This window comes from Marinobacter sp. NP-4(2019), from assembly GCF_003994855.1.
In the GTDB taxonomy this organism is placed as follows: Bacteria; Pseudomonadota; Gammaproteobacteria; order Pseudomonadales; family Oleiphilaceae; genus Marinobacter.
Window position 1 is genome coordinate 4,027,095 of record NZ_CP034142.1, and the last position, 19,720, is coordinate 4,046,814.

A 19,720-nucleotide genomic window follows, 5' to 3' on the forward strand; every position below is an offset into this window, starting at 1 on the left:
TTGGTTGACACAAGAAATGAATAATGATTCACTACTTAAGAGGAGCCAACATGGCCTACCGGGAAACGGAAAAAATGCGCAAACGCAAGGCAGAAGCTCGCGAGCGCATTGTCAGTTGCGCCTATCAATGCGTGGCAGAAAGCGGTTTTCGCAGCGCCAGAGTCACGACCATTGCGGCTTTGGCAGGCGTGGCGACAGGAACAATCTACCGCCACTTTGAGTCCAAAGAAGACCTGTTTGCGGAAATTTTCCGGCTGGCAACCCAAAGGGAAGTCGACAAGGTTGCGGAAGCCCTGTCCACCCCGGGGGATGCCACCGTGCGGCTTGAGGCGGCGCTGCGCCAGTTTGCCGAACGCGCCTTGCGTGGACCGGTCATGGCCTGGTCACTGATTGCCGAACCGGTCGACCCGAAAGTGGAGGAAGAACGGCTGGCCTACCGCAGGGCTTACGCCGAACTGTTTGAAAAGGCCATCAGCGAAGGCATTGAAGCGGGATGCATTCCCGAGCAGGACGCACGCCAGAGCAGTACATGCCTGGTCGGCGCTATCGCCGAAAGCCTGGTAGGACCTTTGTCCCCGGCCCAGGCGGGTAGCCAGGCAGCACCGAGAAACGACAACAACGACCCACTGGTCAACGCCATCCTACGTTTTTGCATGCAGGGGTTGACCGGTACCAGGAGGTAACATGAACGCCCGTCAGCCTGCACCACCCCACAGCGACTCAACCGGCCCGGAAGATCGCTATCTGGCCGTGACCCATGACGTGGTCAATCAACCCCCCGCCCTGGAAAACTACAACCTGTTCGACCAGGACACGGCGCTCAGGGAGGCGGTGGAACGGGAGGGAGGCCGCGCGGCCGTTGAAGACCTCCAGGCCTTTGGCGCGCTGGCCGGCAACCGGGAAACCATTGAGCTGGGGTTCCGGGCCAACGAAAACAAACCGGTCTTCAACACCCATGACCGCTTTGGCCACCGTATTGACCAGGTGGACTTCCACCCGGCTTATCACCAGTTGATGTCCATTGCCATGGAGCACGGCCTGCACAGCAGCCCCTGGACGCACCCCGGCCAGGGCGCCCATGTTGCGCGGGCGGCCAAATATTACATGCACTCCCAGGTGGAAGCGGCACACTGCTGCCCCATCACCATGACCTTTGCCGCCATCCCCTCCATCCGCAAGCAGCCGGAGCTGGCGGCGCTGTGGGAAGACCGCATCCTCGCCAACCAGTACGACCCCCGCAACCTGCCCGATGGCCAGAAACAGTCCGTGACCATCGGCATGGCGATGACCGAGAAACAGGGCGGCAGCGATGTCCGCGCCAACACTACCCGCGCCTATCCGGTAGGCGTCGAGGGCCCGGGACAGGCCTACGAACTGGTCGGCCACAAATGGTTTGTCTCCGCGCCCATGTGCGATGCCTTCCTGGTGCTCGCTCAGACCACCAACGGACTGTCCTGCTTCCTGATGCCACGCTGGCGTCCGGATGGCAGCAAAAACCCGTGGCAGATCCAACGCCTCAAGAACAAGATGGGCAACGTCGCCAACGCATCCAGCGAAGCAGAACTGCGCGGCGCCCTGGCCTGGATGGTCGGTGAAGAAGGCCGCGGCGTGCCCACCATCATTGAAATGGTGGCCATGACCCGCTTCGACTGCATGATCGGCAGCTCCGCCGGCATGCGCCAGGCCGTGGCCCAGGCGACACATCACTGCCGCCACCGCAGCGCCTTCGGCCACCGTCTCAACGAACAACCGCTGATGCAGAACGTACTGGCAGACCTGGCGCTGGAAAGCGAAGCAGCGATGGCCTACACCCTGCGCATCGCCCGCGCCCTGGACAACCAGCACCTGCAGCATGAACGCCTGCTGGCACGACTGGCCACACCGGTCGGCAAATACTGGATCTGCAAACGCACCCCGAACCACGCCTACGAAGCCATGGAATGCATCGGCGGCAGCGGCGTGATGGAAGATTGCATCATGCCCCGCCTGCTGCGAGAGTCACCAGTCAACGCCATTTGGGAAGGCAGCGGCAACGTCCAGTGCCTCGACACCCTGCGCGCCCTGCAAAAAGAACCCGACACCCTCGACGCATTTTTCCAGGAAGTCCTGGAAGCCAAAGGCACCGACGCCCGCTTCGATCGCTTCGTCGCCCAGCTGCAGAACGACTTCACCGACATCAGCGACTTCCAGTACCGCGCCCGCAACCTGGTCGATCGCCTGGCCCTGGCCATGCAGGCCAGCCTGCTGCTGCGCGGATCCGACCCGGCGGTCGCCGATGCCTTCTGCGCCTCCCGCCTGCAATCCGGCGGCGGCCTCAACTACGGCAATTTACCATCCGGCACCGACGCCGCGGCCATTATCAAACGAGCGACGCCTGTAGTAGGCTAATAGGGTAAGTAAAACCCTGTTTGCTTAACCCCCGAACAGTTCCGGTGAAGACGAATCCAGCCGAGCTGTTCGAGAACCGGTGAGGTGGCACTTTCCAAAACTGTGCGGAGCCATGGATGGCGGAGCCCAAGCGCTCCATGGATGGGCCGAAGGAGCGTGTTTTGGAAAGTGCCACCTCATCGGTTCCTGCACCCGAAGCCGAAAAGACCATGTCTGAAGCACTGAGAAAACTGCTCAACCAATCCCGCCCGACACCCGTGATCACCCCTCACGTCGGCGTGCTCACCCTGCACTTCCAGCTCTACGGCTGCGAAGACCTGAAAGCCAAACGCAAGGCATTCGCCGCCCTGAAAGCCGTCTGGGGCCGGGAAACGGACCTGGCTGTCGCAGAAACCGCCGACCAGGACGCCCTGGACTGTGCCACCTGGACCATCGCCGCACTGGGTAGCTCTACCCAGCAGATTACCCAGCGCCTCGACCAGGTGGAAAAAGCCATCCAGGAGCGGATAGATGCTGCCATACTGGACGTACACCGGGAGATTCTCTGAAACCTACCCTGTCCTGTGTGGCACAAGATTTCACCAGGCCGTATACTACGCTCCCTTTAATGAACGTAATAAGCGTCATCAGAGTCCAAGGCTCAGAGGCCATAAGGGAGGCCAGAGCGCCCGGGCGACACCGGGCAAGACAAAGTTCCAACGTCGGAATCAAGTATCCGCCAGGCATCCGGAACCGGCCGGCGGATGACCACCGTTTGATAGTGTGTGGCGCGTATGACCGGAAAGAAGAAATCCGCCCAGGCCTCGGTTGAGGCCATGTACCGTGTATTCACGGTACCCGAGGCCCCCGAATCCACCCTGAGTCGTATCGACCAGAACATTTCCCGCAATCTTGCAGGTTTCCTGCAGGAACACATTGTGGCCGTGGAACGGGATCTGTCCGAAGTCGAAAAAGATTTCTCGGACTACGCCATTCCGGAAAAGCCCGTGTTTGTATCCGAACAGGCCCAGTTCCTGCTCGACAAGCTGGTGGCAAACTCCGTTCATACCGCCTCTCCCAGCTTTATCGGGCACATGACCTCGGCACTACCCTACTTCATGCTGCCGCTGTCAAAAATCATGATTGCCCTGAACCAGAACCTGGTGAAGACCGAAACCTCCAAGGCGTTCACCCCCATGGAGCGTCAGGTTCTGGGCATGATCCATCGGCTGGTGTATGAACAGGACGGCGCCTTCTACCGCAAGTGGATGCACGACCCCCGCTTTGCCCTCGGTGCCATGTGTTCCGGCGGCACCGTCGCCAACCTGACGGCCTTGTGGGTCGCCCGCAACCGAGCCTTCCCGGCCGAGGGCAGTTTCCGCGGCATCCATCAGGAAGGCCTGTTCCGGGCGCTGCGCTACTACGGCCATGAAGGTGCCGCCATACTGGTGTCCCGTCGTGGCCACTACTCGTTGCGTAAAGCCGCCGACGTACTCGGCCTGGGCCGAGACTTCCTGATTCCGGTGGATACCGACGATGATAACCGCATCCAGACCGATGCCCTGCGGGACAAGTGCCTGGAACTGCAAAAACAGAAAATCAAGATCATGGCCATCTGTGGCATCGCCGGCACCACCGAGACCGGCAACGTCGACCCACTGGACGCCATGGCCGACATCGCCCGGGAATTCGGCGCCCATTTCCACGTGGATGCGGCCTGGGGCGGCCCAACGCTGTTCTCCCGCACCCACAAGCACCTGCTGAGAGGCATCGAACAGGCCGATTCGGTGACTTTCGACGCTCACAAGCAGCTCTACGTTCCCATGGGCGTAGGTCTGGTAGTCTTCCGCGACCCGAGCCTGGCCAGTGCCGTCGAACACCACGCCCAGTACATCATCCGCAAAGGCTCACGGGATCTCGGCAGCACCACGCTGGAAGGCTCCCGCCCGGGCATGTCCATGCTGATCCATTCCGGCCTGAAAATCCTCGCACGGGAAGGCTACGAAATCCTCATCGATCAGGGCATCGACAAGGCACAGACCTTTGCCGACCTGATTAACGAACAACCGGATTTCGAGCTGGTCACCAAACCGGAACTGAACATCCTGACCTATCGCTACTGCCCGGAGGATGTTCAGCAGGCACTGGCGCTGGCGGATGAATTGCAGGCGGAAAAGCTGAACGCCTGCCTGAACCGCGTCACCAAGTTCATCCAGAAAACCCAGCGGGAGCGGGGCAAGGCCTTTGTCTCCCGGACCCGGCTGGAGCCAGCCCGTTACTTCCACTTCCCTTGCATCGTGTTCCGGGTCGTGCTGGCTAATCCGTTAACCACGCGGGAAATCCTGGAGGACATTCTGGCGGAACAGCGGGAACTGGCGATTACTGAGGAAGGGGTTCAGGACGAAATCAACATCCTGCATCAGATGGCCAATGCCGTGCTGAAACAGCATCAACCGGATGCACGGCAGGCCTGATTTTCTTTTGGGTCAAACACCGCAAGGGCCGGGGTGGCCTATCCAAAACACGCTGTGAATACGTCCCTGTACGCTCCGCTCCGCCATCCATGGCTCCGCAGGGTTTTGGATAGGCCACCCCGGCCCTCGCTCAGAGCATCAACGCAGCCAATTGAACACAGCATGTATTAAAACGTGTTCCCGCCCCATGCGGTACCAGATTTTAGCTCCAGACTTAATACAGCGCCTCTTCGTCATCCAGCACCTCGTGCAGGATATCCAGGAACATGTGATCCGCCTCGCTCCAGTTCTCGGGGATACGGATCGTGGTGTTGGCGCTGATTTCCCTGGCAATCACCTCATTGGCATTCGGCTCATGACGGTGTTTGCGGGCGATTTCCACGGATTTGACCGCAATGGTCGGGTCGCTCAGAACCTTCTTGATGAACACACGCAGCTCATCGATCATGCGGGCCTGACGGCTTTCGGCAGACGAACTCATCATTTACTCCCGGATAGTTTGACGCTCAGGGGACACCCCTCAACATACAGATAGTATGGCTAATTCGGCCGGTTGCAACCAGCCCGGGGACATTCCCTGCCCGCTTCGTTGTTGAAGCAGGCATGGGCAGGTATTACATCAACAGGCCGCGCAGGGTGAAGAACAGCGTGGCCGCCATCAGTGCGGATGCCGGCACGGTGATGATCCACGCGGCGACGATACGGGTCAGATGAGAGCGTTTGACCATTTCCTCCCGGTAGATTTTCTTCAGGCGCTTGCGCTCGCTCTTGGACAGGGGCACCTGCTTTTTCTTCTTGGCTTCCTTGAGCAGGTTTTCCATTTCTTCCACCGAGGCATTACGGAAATCATCCAGGAACGGGCGCAGGCGCTCCTGCTCGGCTTCGTCATGGTGCTCCATGATCTTGTGAAGCTGGGTCGCGTAATTGGATTTCAGATACTCCCGCAAGAAGCCAACACCGAAAACCCCACCGATGGCGATGTGAGTGGAGCTGACCGGCAGGCCCAACTGGGAAGCGATGATAACCGTCAGCGCAGCAGACAACGCGATACAGAACGCGCGGGTCTTGTCCAGCTCGGTAATCTCGCTGCCTACGGTTTTGATCAGGCGCGGGCCAAATAGCATCAGTCCCACCGACAGACCCAGCGCACCCACCAGCATGACCCACATCGGTATCGCGGCAGCGGTGACTACCGCCCCGGCAGACAAGGCGTCGTTGATGGCGGCGAGAGGACCGATAGCGTTGGCCACGTCGTTGGCGCCATGGGCGAAACTCAACAGCGCAGCGGCAAAAATCAGTGGCCAGGTAAACAGGGTATTCACACCGGCCGAGCTATTCTCCATCGTCGCAGCGCGGCGGCCAACCGCTATCCGCATGACGAAAAACACCGCAACGGCGACTGCAAGACCGACCAGGGAGGCCTCGAGAAAATCCACCTTGATAATCTTTTTAACGCCCTTGACCATCAAGTAGGTACCGAACGCCCAGGCCATGATGGCAACCAGCCAGGGAACAAACGTGCGGGCTGCGGGAATCAGATTCTGGCGATAGAGAACGGTCTTCTTGATGGCGAAGAGGAACAGGGCAGCCAGCACCCCGCCCATCACCGGAGAAATCACCCAACTGGCAACGATCTTGGCCATCACACCCCAGTCGGCTATCCCCCAGCCTCCGGCGGCAATCCCCGCACCCAGCACACCACCAACAATGGAGTGAGTCGTGGATACCGGAGCCCCCATCCAGGTGGCCAGGTTCAGCCAGAGTGCACCCGCCAGCAGGGCTGCCGTCATCAACCAGACAAAGGCGTTCACATCCGCCAGCTTGTCCGCAGCGATAATGCCCCCTTTGATCGTGGAGACCACGTCGCCACCGGCAATGATAGCGCCGCCTGCCTCAAAGATGGCGGCAATCAACACTGCGCCGCCCAAGGACAGGGCCCCGGAACCAACCGCCGGGCCCACGTTGTTGGCAACATCGTTGGCACCAATATTGATCGCCATATAACCGCCGATCACCGCGGCCGCCATCAACAGCATGCTGTTGGGCATACCACTGCTCAACTGGCCAACGACCAGCCAGATACCCAGCAGGAACAGCAAGCTGAAACCAACCCGATAACGTTCGGTTGAAGGACTGGTCAGGAGGGTGTCAAGAAATCCGCTTTTCGGGGCCATAACAAATCAGGTCTCATGGATGCTGAATGAGTTGCAACGTGTCGCGCCATCCCGGCCAGTCAGATCACGCCCTCCCTGGGCCAATCTACACTGCGCCGCAACTATAAATTTTTTGACATGAAATTGAAACATAAGGCGACAATGCCAAGCATTGTGAAAAGTCAGGAGAAATGGTGCCAATCCCTGCCAATTTCACTCATAATCGGCGACAAAAGCATCAAAAATAAAAAAATAGCAATCAAGGCCTAAATGAAAGATCAGAGTACTTCCAGTAGTCATCGGGGCGTCGAAGAAACCGAGGACATCCGGATAGCCCGGATTCTGACCTGGCTTTCCCTGATGGCCATTCTGTTCCTCGCGGGTATTGGCGCCAAAGCCTGGCTCTTCGGCCACGTCGGTCACGCCTTCGTACTGTGGGCCTTTGCGATTCCCCTCACGCTCAACATGCTCTGGTTCGCTCACACAGGCAATCGGACGATGCAAAAAGGCGGGCTGATCGCGACCGTTGGTGTATTGTTTGCCTATCTCATTGCCTCCGGCGGCGAGAATAATACCGGACCGCTGTGGTTCTATGTTTTCCCCCCTCTCCTGTTCTACCTGACCAGCCTGAGGACCGGGACCGCCATTCTGTTATTTTGCTACCTGATTGCCGCGGCAGTCTTTCTGTTTCCGGACCTCCCCCTGGTCAGCACCGAATACACCCTGGATTTCAAGATCCGTTTCTTTGCCACCCTGACATTCGAGTCCATCTTCTGTTTTGTGCTTGAGGCCAGCAGACTGAAAGCCAGAAATGAGCTGATGACACTAGCCCGGACCCATGAACACGCCGCACGTACCGATGAACTGACCGGCCTTGCCAATCGCCGTGAGATGCAACACAGACTGGACACCGAATTCTCCCGCTACCAACGCTCAGGGCATCATTTTTCCATTGCTCTGATTGATCTGGACCTGTTCAAGAGCATTAACGACGAGTACGGCCATCACGCCGGCGACGAAGTGCTGAAAACCTTTTCCGAACTCACACGCCGAATCATTCGCCAGTCAGATATCGCCGCCCGCTGGGGCGGAGAAGAGTTCCTGCTGTTGCTGCCAGATACCTCCCTGCTGCAGGCGCTCTCACTCGCCGAACGCCTTCGTGCGGAAGTATCCAACCACGCCTTCCTGTTCCGCGGACAGCGCCTGCCGATCTCTATCAGCGCAGGGGTTTGCTCTATTGCCAAGGCCGGATCAGTGGACGCACTGCTGAAACAAGCCGATGTTCATCTATACGCCGCGAAAGAGGCCGGTCGTAATCAAGTTGCCCCCCGGGTACGTATGGGGGGAAGAGACGACGCAAACAGCTCACCGACCTGACCTTGAGACAGCACCCGTCAGCCGCTATGATCGGGCGCCAAAATGATGAACAGGTTGAACCATGACAGCAATACGAATACTGGTCGGTAGCGTCTACGGCGGGGCCTTGATGACAGCAAGGGCCATCAAGAAGAGGCTCGAGCCCGAGGGTCACACGGTCACCGTCCTGGAGAATCCGGTCCTTGATGACATTACCGGCAATGACGATGCCTTGCTGGTCTGTACCTCCACCACCGGCCAGGGCGAGGTGCCCCCCAACCTGCTGCCTTTTTATCTGGCATTGCGGGAACAACTACCGCAACAACCCGGGCGCCCATTCGGGATGATCGTGCTGGGCGACAGCTCATACGGAGACACTTTCTGTGGCGCCGGAGAACTGCTGGAAGAGGCGCTATACGAAACCGCCGCAAGGAAAGTGGGTAACACCCTGCGAATTGACGCCCTGGAAACAGCGGAACCGGAGCTCGAAGCCCTGCCCTGGACACGGGACTGGATCAACACTCTGTAGTTTCGTGTCCTGAATTGGCAGCTCACCGGAAATATCCCAATCCGGTCTTGAGCGGCGACGCGGCTGGGGCCATACTGCGGGGAACAAACATAACAAGCTTGGTATTTTGTGCGCCATACTGTTCTGCTCGTCGCCCTTCTGGGCGCATTGATCATCGTGGCCGCCGGCGTCCAGGCAGCTCCATCGGCCTCCCCCCGACTACCGCAACCAGCCATTGCCTTTCTGAAGGCTCCGGCGGCAGGGGACAGCGCGCTGACGGAACTCCTCGGCCGCCCGGACTGGCAACTGTTGTCGGAAGAGACACCAAACTTTGGGTACGTGACCGACCATTACTGGTATCGCATCCCTGTGGACAGCGAGCCTGGCAATCACGTGCTCGAAATAAGCTATCCGCAACTGGACTACGTTGGCTTCTACCTGATAGCTGACGGTGAGCCTGTCCAGACCGTAAAGACCGGGGACCACCTGCCGTTTTCACAAAGGCCACTCTCCCACCCGAGTTTCCTGATCCCCTACACCACGGACCCCGGCGTTAATTATGAAATCCTGCTCTCTGTCCAGACCAGCGGCGCTCACCAGGTGCCAATCAGGCTCTGGGAGCAGAACGCCCTGTTCGATGCCCTCACGACTGAGGACCGGCTGCACAGCCTTTACTACGGCATTCTGATCACCACCATTTTCTTTAACCTGTTCATTTTCCTGGCACTACGGGAAGCCACCTACCTTTTCTATGTGCTGTCCACCTTCAGCTATCTGTTTCTCATGGCCACCCTTCGCGGGGTGACGTTCCAGGTCTTCTGGCCAGACAATCCCTGGCTCCACAACCAGACAATGCTGATCGCCGTGCCGATGGCTGTGCTGTTTGCGCTGCTGTTCGCCCGCTCGTTCCTTCGCCTTCGCGATACCGCGCCCAGAACCGATCTGTTGCTGATGTTCTTCAGCGGGCTCAGCCTGCTCGCCATCCTCGGCACCTTCGTGCTGGAGTACAACGCGTCCATCAAGTCATCCGTGACTCTGGCACTGCCCGGCTTCCTCTTTCTCTTCATTATTGGTCCGGTGCAGTGGCTAAAACGCAACCCCCAGGCCGGTTACTTCACTGCTGCCTGGGGGCTGCTGATCCTTGGTACCATGTTGACCGCGTCCAACAAATACGGCTTGTTGCCGACCAATTGGCTGACCACCTACGGCATGCAGGTAGGCTCAGCCCTTGAGGCCATTCTGTTGACCATTGCCCTGGCAAAACGACTGTACAATGAGCGGGAAGACCGGCTCCACGCCCGGGAGGCGGAACTGAGGGCGATGGCCGCACGACGCTCGGCGGAACTGCGATTGATGGACCAGGCACTCCACGATCCGTTGACCGGCCTGCCCAACCGCACCAGTTTTGAGATGGTGATCAATGATCTCATCACCCGCATTCCGGATCACCGGTACGCCATCGCGGTGATTCATCTAAACAACCTTCAGGCCATCACCAAAACCCTTGGCCATCGCAATACCGATCGGCTGATTGAACTGGCCGCAACCCGCTACCACAGCATTGTGCGGGAAGTGCCCGGGGTACAGGCCATGGAAACCACCGCTCAACGTTCGGTCTACCTGGCCTCGCTGGAAACGGGTACGTTCGGCTTTGTCGTCGACGCAACCCTGCTAAGCACAGCACCACGAGCCATCATTCAAGGCCTCGACGAACTGCGCGAGCCAATTGACTATCTGGGGATGCAGTTACCCCTGGATCCCCAGATAGGCACGGCGATCTACCCGGAGCATGCCCAGGACACCAACTCGCTGATACGTCGGGCCCACATTGCCCAGGATTCCAACGAAGCCCGTGATCGAGGCCTGGCTTACTACCAGCCCACCCGCGACTCCTACAGCGCGGACCGGCTGACACTGGCCTCTGAACTACGACAGGCCCTGCAGAACAACGAGCTGGTTCTTCACCTGCAGCCCAAGCTGTCACTGGCACCCCATGCGGTTGTTGGACTGGAAGCGCTGATCCGCTGGCCACGCCGGAAATCCGCCATAGGGGCAGACAAAGTGATCGCCATTGCCGAACAAACCGGTCTGATCAAACCTCTGACCCGCTGGGTACTGGAGCAGTCGCTGGAACTGAGAACCCAGTTACTGGAACTGGGCTGGTCACTGAGCATTTCAGTGAACATTTCCCCCAACAACCTGAGAGAACCGGATTTCCCGATGTTTGTTCAGCAATTGATGAGCCGCTATCACAACCACCGCGGCGCTCTCACGCTGGAAGTAACCGAGACATCCATGATGCAGGACCCGGCCAACTCCCTGAAAGCGCTGAATTCCCTGCATTCGGCAGGATTCCCGGTGTCCATTGACGACTTTGGCTCGGGCTATTCATCGCTGTCCTATATCAAGCAACTGCCCGCCAGCGAAATCAAGATCGATCGCTCCCTGATCACCGATATCGCCACCCATCCCGGCGACCGCGTCATCGTGCAGACCACCATCGATATGTGCCATTCCCTGGGTTATAAGGTGGTTGCAGAGGGGGTCGAAGATGAAGACACGGCGGCACTTCTGGAAACCATGGGGTGTGACATGATCCAGGGCTACTGGCTGACACCGCCACTGCCGATTGATGAGATGCTGGTGTGGCTAACGACTGGCCGCCCCCTGTCCAATACCAGTCGCAAGATTGGCTGACACTACCGGGAACGCTTGCGAATCAGCGCTTCCTGGGTGGTGGAAGCTACCAGGCCACCCTTCCGGTTAAAGAAGTTACCCCGGTTGAACCCACGGCCAGCCGACGCACTCGGACTGTCCATGTCGTACAGCAACCACTCATCCATTCGGAAATCCCGGTGGAACCAGATCGAATGATCAAGACTCGCCACCTGCATGTTCTTGCTCATGAAGGTGACGCCATGGGGGTTGAGAGAGGTGCCCAGGAACGAGAAATCCGAAGCATAGGTCAACAGACAACGGTGCAGTACCGGGTCATCCGGCAGGTGGCCCTGGGTTTTGAACCAGCTTTGTTTGTGGGGCGGGCGGGTTTCCGGCTTGAACGGGTTAACCGGGTCCACCGGACGGATCTCAATCGGCCGCTCACGGGTCAGGCTATCCCGTAACCGCTCCGGAACGTGGGGTGCCAGCATTTCGCCGTACTCCTGCTCCGACTTCAGAGTTTCCGGATCTGGCGCCTCAGGCATGTCAAACTGATGTTCGAAGCCTTCTTCCGCCACCTGGAAAGATACCGAGCCGGTCAGGATTTCCTTGCCGCCCTGGCGGGCGATTACCCGCCGCACCGAAAAGCTGCCGCCGTCCCGCACCCGCTGGACCTCATAGTCGATTGGCATGCTGTGGTTGCCGGGACGCAGGAAATAGGCATGCAGGGAATGAGGGAGCCGACCTTCGACAGTGCGGCTGGCCGCCATCAGCCCCTGTCCCAGCACCTGGCCGCCAAAGACATTGGGGAATCCAAGGTCTTCACTGTCACCCTGGAAATGATCGTCCCCGATTGGCGAAAGATCCAGAAGATCCACCAGCTTTCTGGTTACTTCAAGCATGCCCACTCCTGTTAATTCGTTAGCTCACGAATGGGTTTCTACCTCAAGCGGGCTATTTTCGCAACAGGCTTAATCGTGAATCGGCGGCACTTCCTTGGACAGAGCCTGCTTCTCCACCGCATAACTACCGGTAACGGCGAATCCCAAAACGGTTCCATCCGCAGCCTTGAAAAGAGCCTTCACGCTGGTGCCGTCCTGCTCAACCTCCCATTCACCGTCCGCATCCGATGGCGGAGGACAGACGGATGTGGGGCAGCACGGTGTTTTGATCATCACCGGCATGGTGCCGTAGGCCACCTCGGTCCGTTCACTGGTCAGGGTCTTTGCCAGCGCCCGGGAACACGCCATCAACGGCAGGACGTACAGCAGCACATGGCCGTCCACTTCCGCGCAGTCGCCGAGGGCGTAGATGTCCGGAGCGGACGTCTCGAGGGCCCGGTTTACCTTGATACCCCGATTGACTTCAAGGCCCGCGGCCTCCGCCAAACCAATCCTCGGCCGCAGGCCGACGGCGGAAATGACCAGGTCCGCCTGCAGGGTCTCACCATTGGCCAGCGTCAGTGTCACGCCGTCACCTTCGCGGTCGATACGGTCCACGACGGTTTCCAGGTGGAAACGCACCCCCAGGTTTGTTAGTTCGGATTTGACCGCCTCGGCAGCCGGCGGCGGCAACAGGCCCGGCATCAGTGTGTCCGAGGGCGCAATCACATCCACTTCGTAGTCACCGTTGCGCAAATCGTTGGCAAATTCGCAACCAATCAGCCCGGCCCCCATGATAGCCACGCGCTTCTTGCCAGCCAGCGCTTCGCGGAACGCGCGGTAATCCATCAGGTCGTTGATGGAGAACACGCGATCCTGACCATCACCGTCGATCGACAGCCGAATCACATCCGCCCCCCAGGCCAACACCAGCTTGCTGTACCTGATGCGCTCATCGCCGGTCACCAGCTCATGGGCCTCGGTATCAATGCCGGTCACCGTGGTGTAGGTCCTCAGATCGAGATTGAGTTGCTCAATCATGGCCTCGGACGTCGCCTGGGCCAGCTCGTCAGCTTCCTTGCCCTTGGTAAAGCCGGTCGACAGCATCGGCTTGGAATAACTGAAGCCGTCGTCGGCCGTTACCATGACAATAGGGATTTCCTTGTCCTGCTTGCGGATTTCCCTGGCCAGTGAGTAACCCGACAGACCGGTACCCACGATAACGATAGGGGCTTCTGTAGTCATTCCTGTTCTCCGTCTATATTAAACCTGTATATAAGTGCTGGTGTTAACCAACCTCGATCATTTCAAAGTCTTCCTTGCCAACACCGCAATCCGGGCACACCCAGTCTTCCGGCACATCCTCCCACTTGGTGCCCGGCTCGATGCCGTCTTCCGGCCAGCCCTCGGCTTCGTCATAGATCAGGCCACACACCACACACTGCCACTTTTTCATAATCTCTCTCCGCAATTTTTGTCAGGGCGCAATGATAATTGTCAGACAATCATGCGCGCAAGCTTTTGTAGCAACTGCCCATTTCTCATATCGGGCCACCATCATACCCACCCCTCAAGAATTGACCAATGCCACTCAGGACAGTTACCCGGCGGTTTTTCTGCCAATAGCCACAAATACCCATGGTGATGCCAGGGTACAGCCCCTCCCTTCTGCCGGCTGCCTCCGGTATAATCGCCCGTTTTACGACAGGATCCGACCGCTATGACCGATACCGTCGCCGAAATGAACCAGGTAATGAGTGAAGCCGATTGCCTGGTCAATGAACAGCAGGTACAGGTTGCCATTCGCGCTCTCGCTGACACCATTACTGACCGCCTCAAAGACAGCAACCCTCTACTGTTCTGCGTGATGAACGGCGGCCTCATACTGACCGGCCAGCTGCTGCCACTGCTGAAATTCCCGGTTCAGGCGGAATACCTTCATGCCACCCGCTATCGGCAGGAGACCACTGGCGGCATCCTGGAATGGAAGTTACGCCCGGAAGCGGATATGCAGGACCGCACAGTGCTGATCGTGGATGACATTCTGGATGAAGGCACCACGCTGTGCGCCATTGCCGATTACTGTCGGGCCCATGGCGCAAAGGAAGTTCTGACCGCCGTTCTGGTCGACAAACAACACGACCGCAAGGCCCACCCGGACCTGAAAGCCGATTTCACCGGACTGGAAGTGGAAGACCGCTTCCTGTTCGGGTTCGGCATGGACTACAAAGGTTATTGGCGCAACGCTCCCGGAATTTATGCCGTTAAAGGGCTTTAATCACCGGGCAGAGGCCCTGGCCATCCCGCCCACTGACTGGTACCGGTCGCTGGCGGCAGCAGGGCTTCGCAACCCCACAGTGCATGGCCCTGCACGTTACTGGCTGCAGGTGGAAGGATCGCTGACGCGGGAACTGCAGTTACGCTGCACCCGCTCATTCCACGTGGATGTCACTCGTGAAGGCTTTGCCCTGCCAACCCGGGAAGAGGCCCGCACCCTGAACATCCCGGAACGCCAGTACGCCTGGGTCCGGGAAGTCCACCTGTGTGGCGATGGCGAACCCTGGGTCCTGGCCCGCACCATCATTCCCCTGGCCACCCTCGCTGGCGCTGGCCGGTGCCTGCGCCATCTCGGCCGCAAACCCCTTGGTGCCTGGCTGTTCAGCAACCCACTGTGGCAACGTGGCCCGTTCGAAACCGGCGTCTGCCACACCAACCATCCGGCACAACCCCCGGTCGCACGCCGCTCCCGTTTTTACAGCGGCGACAAGGCCCTGCTGGTGGGCGAATACTTCCTGCCACGCTTCTGTCACTGAAACCAGCCTTTAATCCCCCGACCTCCGCTGGCTATAATCCCCGCACAGAAGCCAGACATCACAACCCGGACCACGCCCTATGCTGCTGAATGCCATGCCCGACCACATCCAGAGCCGACTGGCCGATTACGCCAAGTTGCTGCGCCTGGACCGCCCCATCGGTAGCCTGCTCCTGCTCTGGCCCACCTATTGGGCCCTGTGGCTGGCGGCCGAAGGCGCGCCCAGTATCGGTAACCTCATCATCTTCACCCTGGGCGTGTTCCTCATGCGCGCCGCCGGCTGTGCCATCAACGACTTTGCCGACCGCAAGGTAGACCGCCACGTCAAACGCACCAAAAACCGCCCCCTGACCTCCGGCCGTATCGATGCCTGGGAAGCGGTCGCGCTGTTCCTTGGCCTCTCCCTGGCGGCGTTCCTCATGGTGGTGCTGTTCACCAACCCGCTGACCCTGTACCTGTCCTTCGGCGGCGTGGTCCTGGCCTTCATCTACCCCTTCATGAAGCGATACACCCACCTGCCGCAACTGTTCCTCGGCGCCGCCTTCTCCTGGGCCATCCCCATGGCCTGGGCGGCACAGGCCAACGAACTCACCCAACTGACCTGGCTGCTGTTCACCGCCAACGTCCTCTGGACAGTGGCCTACGACACCCTCTACGCCATGGTCGACCGTGACGACGACCTGAAAATCGGCATCAAATCCACTGCCATCCTCTTCGGCGACGCCGACCGCGCCATCATCGGCTTCCTCCAGGCGCTGGTGGTGATCATACTGGTGATGGTCGGCGGTCAGGCGGAACTGGGCATTATCTACTACCTGGGCGTACTCGCCATGGCCGGCCTGTTCGGCTACCAACAGTACCTGGCCCGGTTCCGCGAACGGGAGGGGTGTTTCAAGGCGTTCCTGAACAACAACTGGGCGGGGTTTGCGGTGTTTACCGGGCTGGTGATCGATCTGCTCATCCAGTAATCAGCAAATCTCGGAAGGCCCGAACAAGCTTGGCGTGCCGGAGTGGGCCGGGCCTCCACAAACCCTGCATTGCCAGGGATGGCAATGCGGAGCCCCCAGGGGTGAGGCAAGCGTCTATGAAGCGAAGCTTCATGCGCCGCCGAACGACCGCAATCTGCGATTGCGGGCCGGACCCGCTTGCGGGGGTTCACGGCGTGTTTGTGGAGGCCCGGCCCACTCCGGCACATCTTCCCAAGCCAAAAGCAGTTTGTGTCATATACTTGTAACACTGGGGCGTTGTAATGAAGCAGCAACAATACTAGGTCTGATACAGGTTAATGCTCATGACTGGAAAAACTGTCCTGATCGTCGATGACGAAGCCCCGATCCGCGAAATGATCGCCGTGGCCCTCGAAATGGCGGACTACGACTACCTTGAGGCATCGGACGCCCGCGAAGCGCATGCCCTGATCGTCGACAAACAACCCGACCTCGTCCTGCTCGACTGGATGCTGCCCGGCACCAGCGGCGTGGAACTAGCCCGACGCCTCAAGAAAGAAGAGGCCACCGCCGACATCCCCATCATCATGCTGACCGCCAAGGTCGAAGAAGACAACAAGATTCAGGGCCTGGAAGTCGGCGCCGACGACTACATCACCAAGCCGTTTTCGCCAAGGGAACTGGTCGCCCGCCTCAAGGCTGTCCTGCGCCGCGCCACGCCCCCCGGCGTCGATACCCCGATCGAAGTTGAAGGCCTGACCCTCGACCCTATCGGCCACCGCGTCTCCACGGCAGAAGGCGCCCTCAACATGGGGCCCACCGAATACCGGTTGCTGCAATTCTTCATGACCCACCAGGAACGGGTATATACTCGTTCACAGTTACTGGATCAGGTCTGGGGCGGCAACGTCTACGTGGAAGAACGGACGGTTGACGTACACATTCGCCGTTTGCGCAAAGCCCTGGGCGACCAGCACGACCATTTGATTCAAACCGTCCGTGGTGCCGGATACCGGTTTTCAACCAAGGCCGCATAATCAACGAGCACCCGGTACCACTTCAAGCGTAAGGCTGCCGCATGCAAAACAACTGGTCACGATATCTGCGCCTGATCATCGGTTTCCTGATCGTCTGCACTGTTGCCGGAGCGTTCTTTGGTTACCCGGTATACGGTTTAACTGCCGGCCTGATAGGCTATCTTTGGTGGACGCTGGCTCAGGCCAAGAGGCTGTATCAGTGGCTTGGCAATCCCGGAGGTACCGGCGAGGCACCGCAGAGCGTGGGCATGTGGGGGGATATTTTTGACAGCCTCCACAAACTGCACCAGAACCACCTGCGCCTGCAGGACCGTCTGAGAGCCCAGATCAACCGGGTGCAGGAATCCACCAATGCCATGCGTGACGGCGTTATCATGACCGACGCCAATGGTACCATGGAATGGTGGAATGGCTCCGCGGAATACCTGCTGGGCTTTCGTCGCAATACCGACCGGGGCCAGTACATCCATAACCTGATACGCACCCCGGCGTTCAAGGCCTATTTTGATGCCCGGGACTATCGGGAGTCGCTGGAGATCCACTCACCGGCCAAACCGCACATTCGCCTGCAGATCCAGATCAGCCTGTTCGGAGACGACGATCGCCTGATCGTCGCCAAGGACGTCACCCGGCTCTACCAACTGGAACAGATGCGTCGCGATTTCGTGGGCAACGTATCCCACGAGATGCGAACGCCCCTGACGGTGATCAGCGGCTATCTCGAAACCCTGGTGGATAACGCCGACGACCTCCCCCCCAAGTGGCGACGCGCTATCAACACCATGGCACAACAGTCCTCCCGCATGGAGGCCCTGATTACCGACCTGATCCTGCTGTCAAAGATTGAAACCGGGGAGCAAACCGTCAACGATAACGTGACCGATGTCGAAGCCCTGCTCCACCAGATTTGTCACGATGCCAGAGCCCTGAGCGGGGACAAACAGCATGAATTCAGTGTCAACATCACCGATCACCGGCTGCTGAAAGGCGATGAAAGTCAGCTGCGCAGTGCCTTCTCCAACCTGGTGTTCAATGCCGTGAAGTACACACCGGCGAAAGGTCATATCACCGTCACATGGAGCGCAAATCGCGAGGGCGCTCACCTGTCGGTTCGGGATACCGGTATTGGTATCGACCCGGTGCACATCCCCCGTCTGACCGAACGTTTCTACCGCGCCGACCCCAGCCGCCACCAGGAAACCGGTGGTACCGGCCTGGGCCTGGCGATCGTCAAACACGTCCTGTTGAACCACGACGGCAACCTGGAGATCCGCAGCCGGATTGGCGACGGCAGCGAGTTCATCTGCCATTTCCCAAGGGAGAGACTGGTGGAGCGGGCACCCGAGAAGGTTTCCTGATCAGCGGCCACCAGCACGGAAGCGTGCGATAAAGCGCGACAACTCTTCCATTTTTTGCGGGTCCTCATCGACAAAACGGATGGTAACGCTGACAAAGTCGGTGTCCTGACGCTTGTCGACAGCCTGCAACTGGTGGACGTAGCCGTTCAGCCTGGCCATCTGGTCTTCCGCAATCTCGATATCCACCACCGCCTGGTCAAGAATGCCAGGAAACTGCTGGTCACGCCTGGCAATAACTCGGACCTCAGTCAGATTAATGTCCTTGACCACGGATGTGAGTGTGCTTTCGGCAAACCGGATCGACGCCATACTCGTCACGCCGCGCGCAGCCGGTGCTTTACCGCCACCCGTTGCCTTCAGCAATGGCGAGGCCGCCGGTCGCGCATCCCGCGCCACAGGCTCCGGTGCCGGCTCCCGCTTCCGGGTCAACAGGGCGGCGGATTCCTTAAAAGCGTCCGCCGGCCCCTCCATGGATTTGCCGCCGCGGCTCATTGCATCCTGCAGCTTTCGCCCCATGACCTTGATGATCTTTTTACTGAGGCCATCAGGACTGAACGGCTTGCCAAGGTACTCGGACACCCCCTCCCTGACCGCTTCGACCACATGGTCTTTGTCACCACGACTGGTGATCATAATGAAGGGCACTTTCTCGTACTGGGGTTGCTGACGCATCCATTGCAGCAGTTCCAGACCTGACATTTCAGGCATTTCCCAGTCGCAGAGGATCAGGTCAAACACCGTACGGGACATCAGTGACTGAGCCCTGCGGCCGTTCTGGGCATCGGTGGTTTCAATCACGGGAAAGCGCTGGCGTACGGTTCGTTTCACCAGATCCCGGACAAAGCTGGCGTCATCAACCACCAGCGCCTTCAGCGTTGCCATATTTCCCGACCTTATCGCTACCAACCATAGGAACTTTACGACCAAACTATAGAGCAAAGCAGGCAACGAGGAACCCCCGTGCTACAAAAACACCACAATTCATCAGCAAAGGAACTGACGGGTTAAAGAATTGTCACCCTTAGAGGCCCAAACCGGTATTTCCGTTGGCAAAAAAAAGGCTACCATGGTTTGGTCCATTCCCATTGGACACCTCACCAACCGCCACCCACACTGAGGTTTCGCGTGTTTAAGAGACAATCAGGGACTACCCCCGGCAAAAGGATCCT

At 58.9% G+C, this 19,720-nt stretch carries 18 protein-coding genes; 12 read left to right on the forward strand and 6 right to left on the reverse strand.

Annotation, left to right across the window (positions count from 1 at the left end):
• Nucleotides 1–50: 50 nt before the first annotated feature.
• The 4 genes from EHN06_RS18390 (at nucleotide 51) to panP (ending at nucleotide 4,841) form a co-directional block, all read left to right on the forward strand.
• Nucleotides 51–683, forward strand: coding sequence for a TetR/AcrR family transcriptional regulator (locus tag EHN06_RS18390; protein ID WP_127333938.1), 633 nt, complete (start codon nucleotides 51–53; stop codon nucleotides 681–683).
• Nucleotide 684: 1 nt separating this feature from the next.
• Nucleotides 685–2,388, forward strand: coding sequence for an isovaleryl-CoA dehydrogenase (locus tag EHN06_RS18395; protein ID WP_127333939.1), 1,704 nt, complete (start codon nucleotides 685–687; stop codon nucleotides 2,386–2,388).
• Nucleotides 2,389–2,504: 116 nt separating this feature from the next.
• Nucleotides 2,505–2,936, forward strand: coding sequence for a DUF503 domain-containing protein (locus EHN06_RS18400; RefSeq protein WP_228257352.1), 432 nt, complete (start codon nucleotides 2,505–2,507; stop codon nucleotides 2,934–2,936).
• A gap of 225 nt (nucleotides 2,937–3,161) precedes the next feature.
• Nucleotides 3,162–4,841 carry a pyridoxal-dependent aspartate 1-decarboxylase PanP gene (gene panP, locus EHN06_RS18405; RefSeq protein WP_127333940.1) on the forward strand — a complete coding sequence of 560 codons (1,680 nt, stop codon included), beginning with the start codon at nucleotides 3,162–3,164 and terminating at the stop codon, nucleotides 4,839–4,841.
• Between the two features lie 214 nt (nucleotides 4,842–5,055).
• Here the strand turns inward: panP and EHN06_RS18410 are convergent, their stop codons facing one another.
• Both EHN06_RS18410 and EHN06_RS18415 read right to left on the reverse strand, forming a co-directional pair.
• Complete coding sequence (locus tag EHN06_RS18410) at nucleotides 5,056–5,322, reverse strand: hypothetical protein (protein WP_127334508.1); 267 nt, start codon at nucleotides 5,320–5,322, stop codon at nucleotides 5,056–5,058.
• A gap of 133 nt (nucleotides 5,323–5,455) precedes the next feature.
• A complete protein-coding gene (locus tag EHN06_RS18415; protein WP_127333941.1) occupies nucleotides 5,456–7,015 on the reverse strand; it encodes an inorganic phosphate transporter in 1,560 nt (519 codons plus the stop codon).
• Nucleotides 7,016–7,264: 249 nt separating this feature from the next.
• Here EHN06_RS18415 and EHN06_RS18420 point away from each other — a divergent pair, with 249 nt between their 5' ends.
• The 3 genes from EHN06_RS18420 to EHN06_RS18430 all read left to right on the forward strand — a co-directional run bounded on the left by EHN06_RS18420 (nucleotide 7,265) and on the right by EHN06_RS18430 (nucleotide 11,555).
• On the forward strand, nucleotides 7,265–8,371 hold the full coding sequence (locus EHN06_RS18420; protein ID WP_127333942.1) for a GGDEF domain-containing protein: 1,107 nt from the start codon (nucleotides 7,265–7,267) through the stop codon (nucleotides 8,369–8,371).
• Between the two features lie 61 nt (nucleotides 8,372–8,432).
• Complete coding sequence (locus EHN06_RS18425) at nucleotides 8,433–8,879, forward strand: flavodoxin domain-containing protein (protein WP_127333943.1); 447 nt, start codon at nucleotides 8,433–8,435, stop codon at nucleotides 8,877–8,879.
• Nucleotides 8,880–8,987: 108 nt separating this feature from the next.
• Nucleotides 8,988–11,555 carry an EAL domain-containing protein gene (locus EHN06_RS18430; RefSeq protein WP_127333944.1) on the forward strand — a complete coding sequence of 856 codons (2,568 nt, stop codon included), beginning with the start codon at nucleotides 8,988–8,990 and terminating at the stop codon, nucleotides 11,553–11,555.
• Nucleotides 11,556–11,557: 2 nt separating this feature from the next.
• Here EHN06_RS18430 and EHN06_RS18435 read toward each other — a convergent pair whose 3' ends face one another.
• From EHN06_RS18435 to rubA, 3 genes are all read right to left on the reverse strand, one after another.
• The gene (locus EHN06_RS18435; protein WP_127333945.1) at nucleotides 11,558–12,418 is read right to left on the reverse strand and encodes an acyl-CoA thioesterase; all 861 of its coding nucleotides are present in this window, start codon (nucleotides 12,416–12,418) and stop codon (nucleotides 11,558–11,560) included.
• 69 nt (nucleotides 12,419–12,487) lie between these two features.
• Nucleotides 12,488–13,642 (reverse strand): NAD(P)/FAD-dependent oxidoreductase, encoded by a 1,155-nt coding sequence (locus tag EHN06_RS18440; protein WP_127333946.1) that lies wholly within the window; start codon nucleotides 13,640–13,642, stop codon nucleotides 12,488–12,490.
• A gap of 43 nt (nucleotides 13,643–13,685) precedes the next feature.
• Nucleotides 13,686–13,853: a rubredoxin RubA gene (rubA, locus tag EHN06_RS18445; RefSeq protein WP_127333947.1), complete on the reverse strand. Its 168-nt coding sequence runs from the start codon at nucleotides 13,851–13,853 to the stop codon at nucleotides 13,686–13,688.
• A gap of 264 nt (nucleotides 13,854–14,117) precedes the next feature.
• On the opposite strand from rubA, the gene EHN06_RS18450 reads away from it, so the two are divergent.
• The 5 genes from EHN06_RS18450 to phoR all read left to right on the forward strand — a co-directional run bounded on the left by EHN06_RS18450 (nucleotide 14,118) and on the right by phoR (nucleotide 18,551).
• Complete coding sequence (locus tag EHN06_RS18450) at nucleotides 14,118–14,675, forward strand: hypoxanthine-guanine phosphoribosyltransferase (RefSeq protein WP_127333948.1); 558 nt, start codon at nucleotides 14,118–14,120, stop codon at nucleotides 14,673–14,675.
• The gene (locus tag EHN06_RS18455; protein WP_127333949.1) at nucleotides 14,656–15,210 is read left to right on the forward strand and encodes a chorismate--pyruvate lyase family protein; all 555 of its coding nucleotides are present in this window, start codon (nucleotides 14,656–14,658) and stop codon (nucleotides 15,208–15,210) included. Before EHN06_RS18450 ends, EHN06_RS18455 begins: the two co-directional genes overlap by 20 nt.
• A 79-nt stretch (nucleotides 15,211–15,289) precedes the next feature.
• Nucleotides 15,290–16,177, forward strand: a complete 888-nt coding sequence (gene ubiA, locus EHN06_RS18460) for a 4-hydroxybenzoate octaprenyltransferase (RefSeq protein ID WP_127333950.1) — start codon at nucleotides 15,290–15,292, stop codon at nucleotides 16,175–16,177.
• Between the two features lie 323 nt (nucleotides 16,178–16,500).
• On the forward strand, nucleotides 16,501–17,193 hold the full coding sequence (gene phoB / locus EHN06_RS18465; RefSeq protein ID WP_127333951.1) for a phosphate regulon transcriptional regulator PhoB: 693 nt from the start codon (nucleotides 16,501–16,503) through the stop codon (nucleotides 17,191–17,193).
• Between the two features lie 41 nt (nucleotides 17,194–17,234).
• Nucleotides 17,235–18,551 (forward strand): phosphate regulon sensor histidine kinase PhoR, encoded by a 1,317-nt coding sequence (gene phoR / locus EHN06_RS18470; protein WP_127333952.1) that lies wholly within the window; start codon nucleotides 17,235–17,237, stop codon nucleotides 18,549–18,551.
• Here phoR and EHN06_RS18475 read toward each other — a convergent pair whose 3' ends face one another.
• Entirely contained in the window at nucleotides 18,552–19,433 is an 882-nt protein-coding gene (locus tag EHN06_RS18475; RefSeq protein ID WP_127333953.1) for a response regulator, read from the reverse strand.
• Between the last annotated feature and the right edge of the window lie 287 nt (nucleotides 19,434–19,720).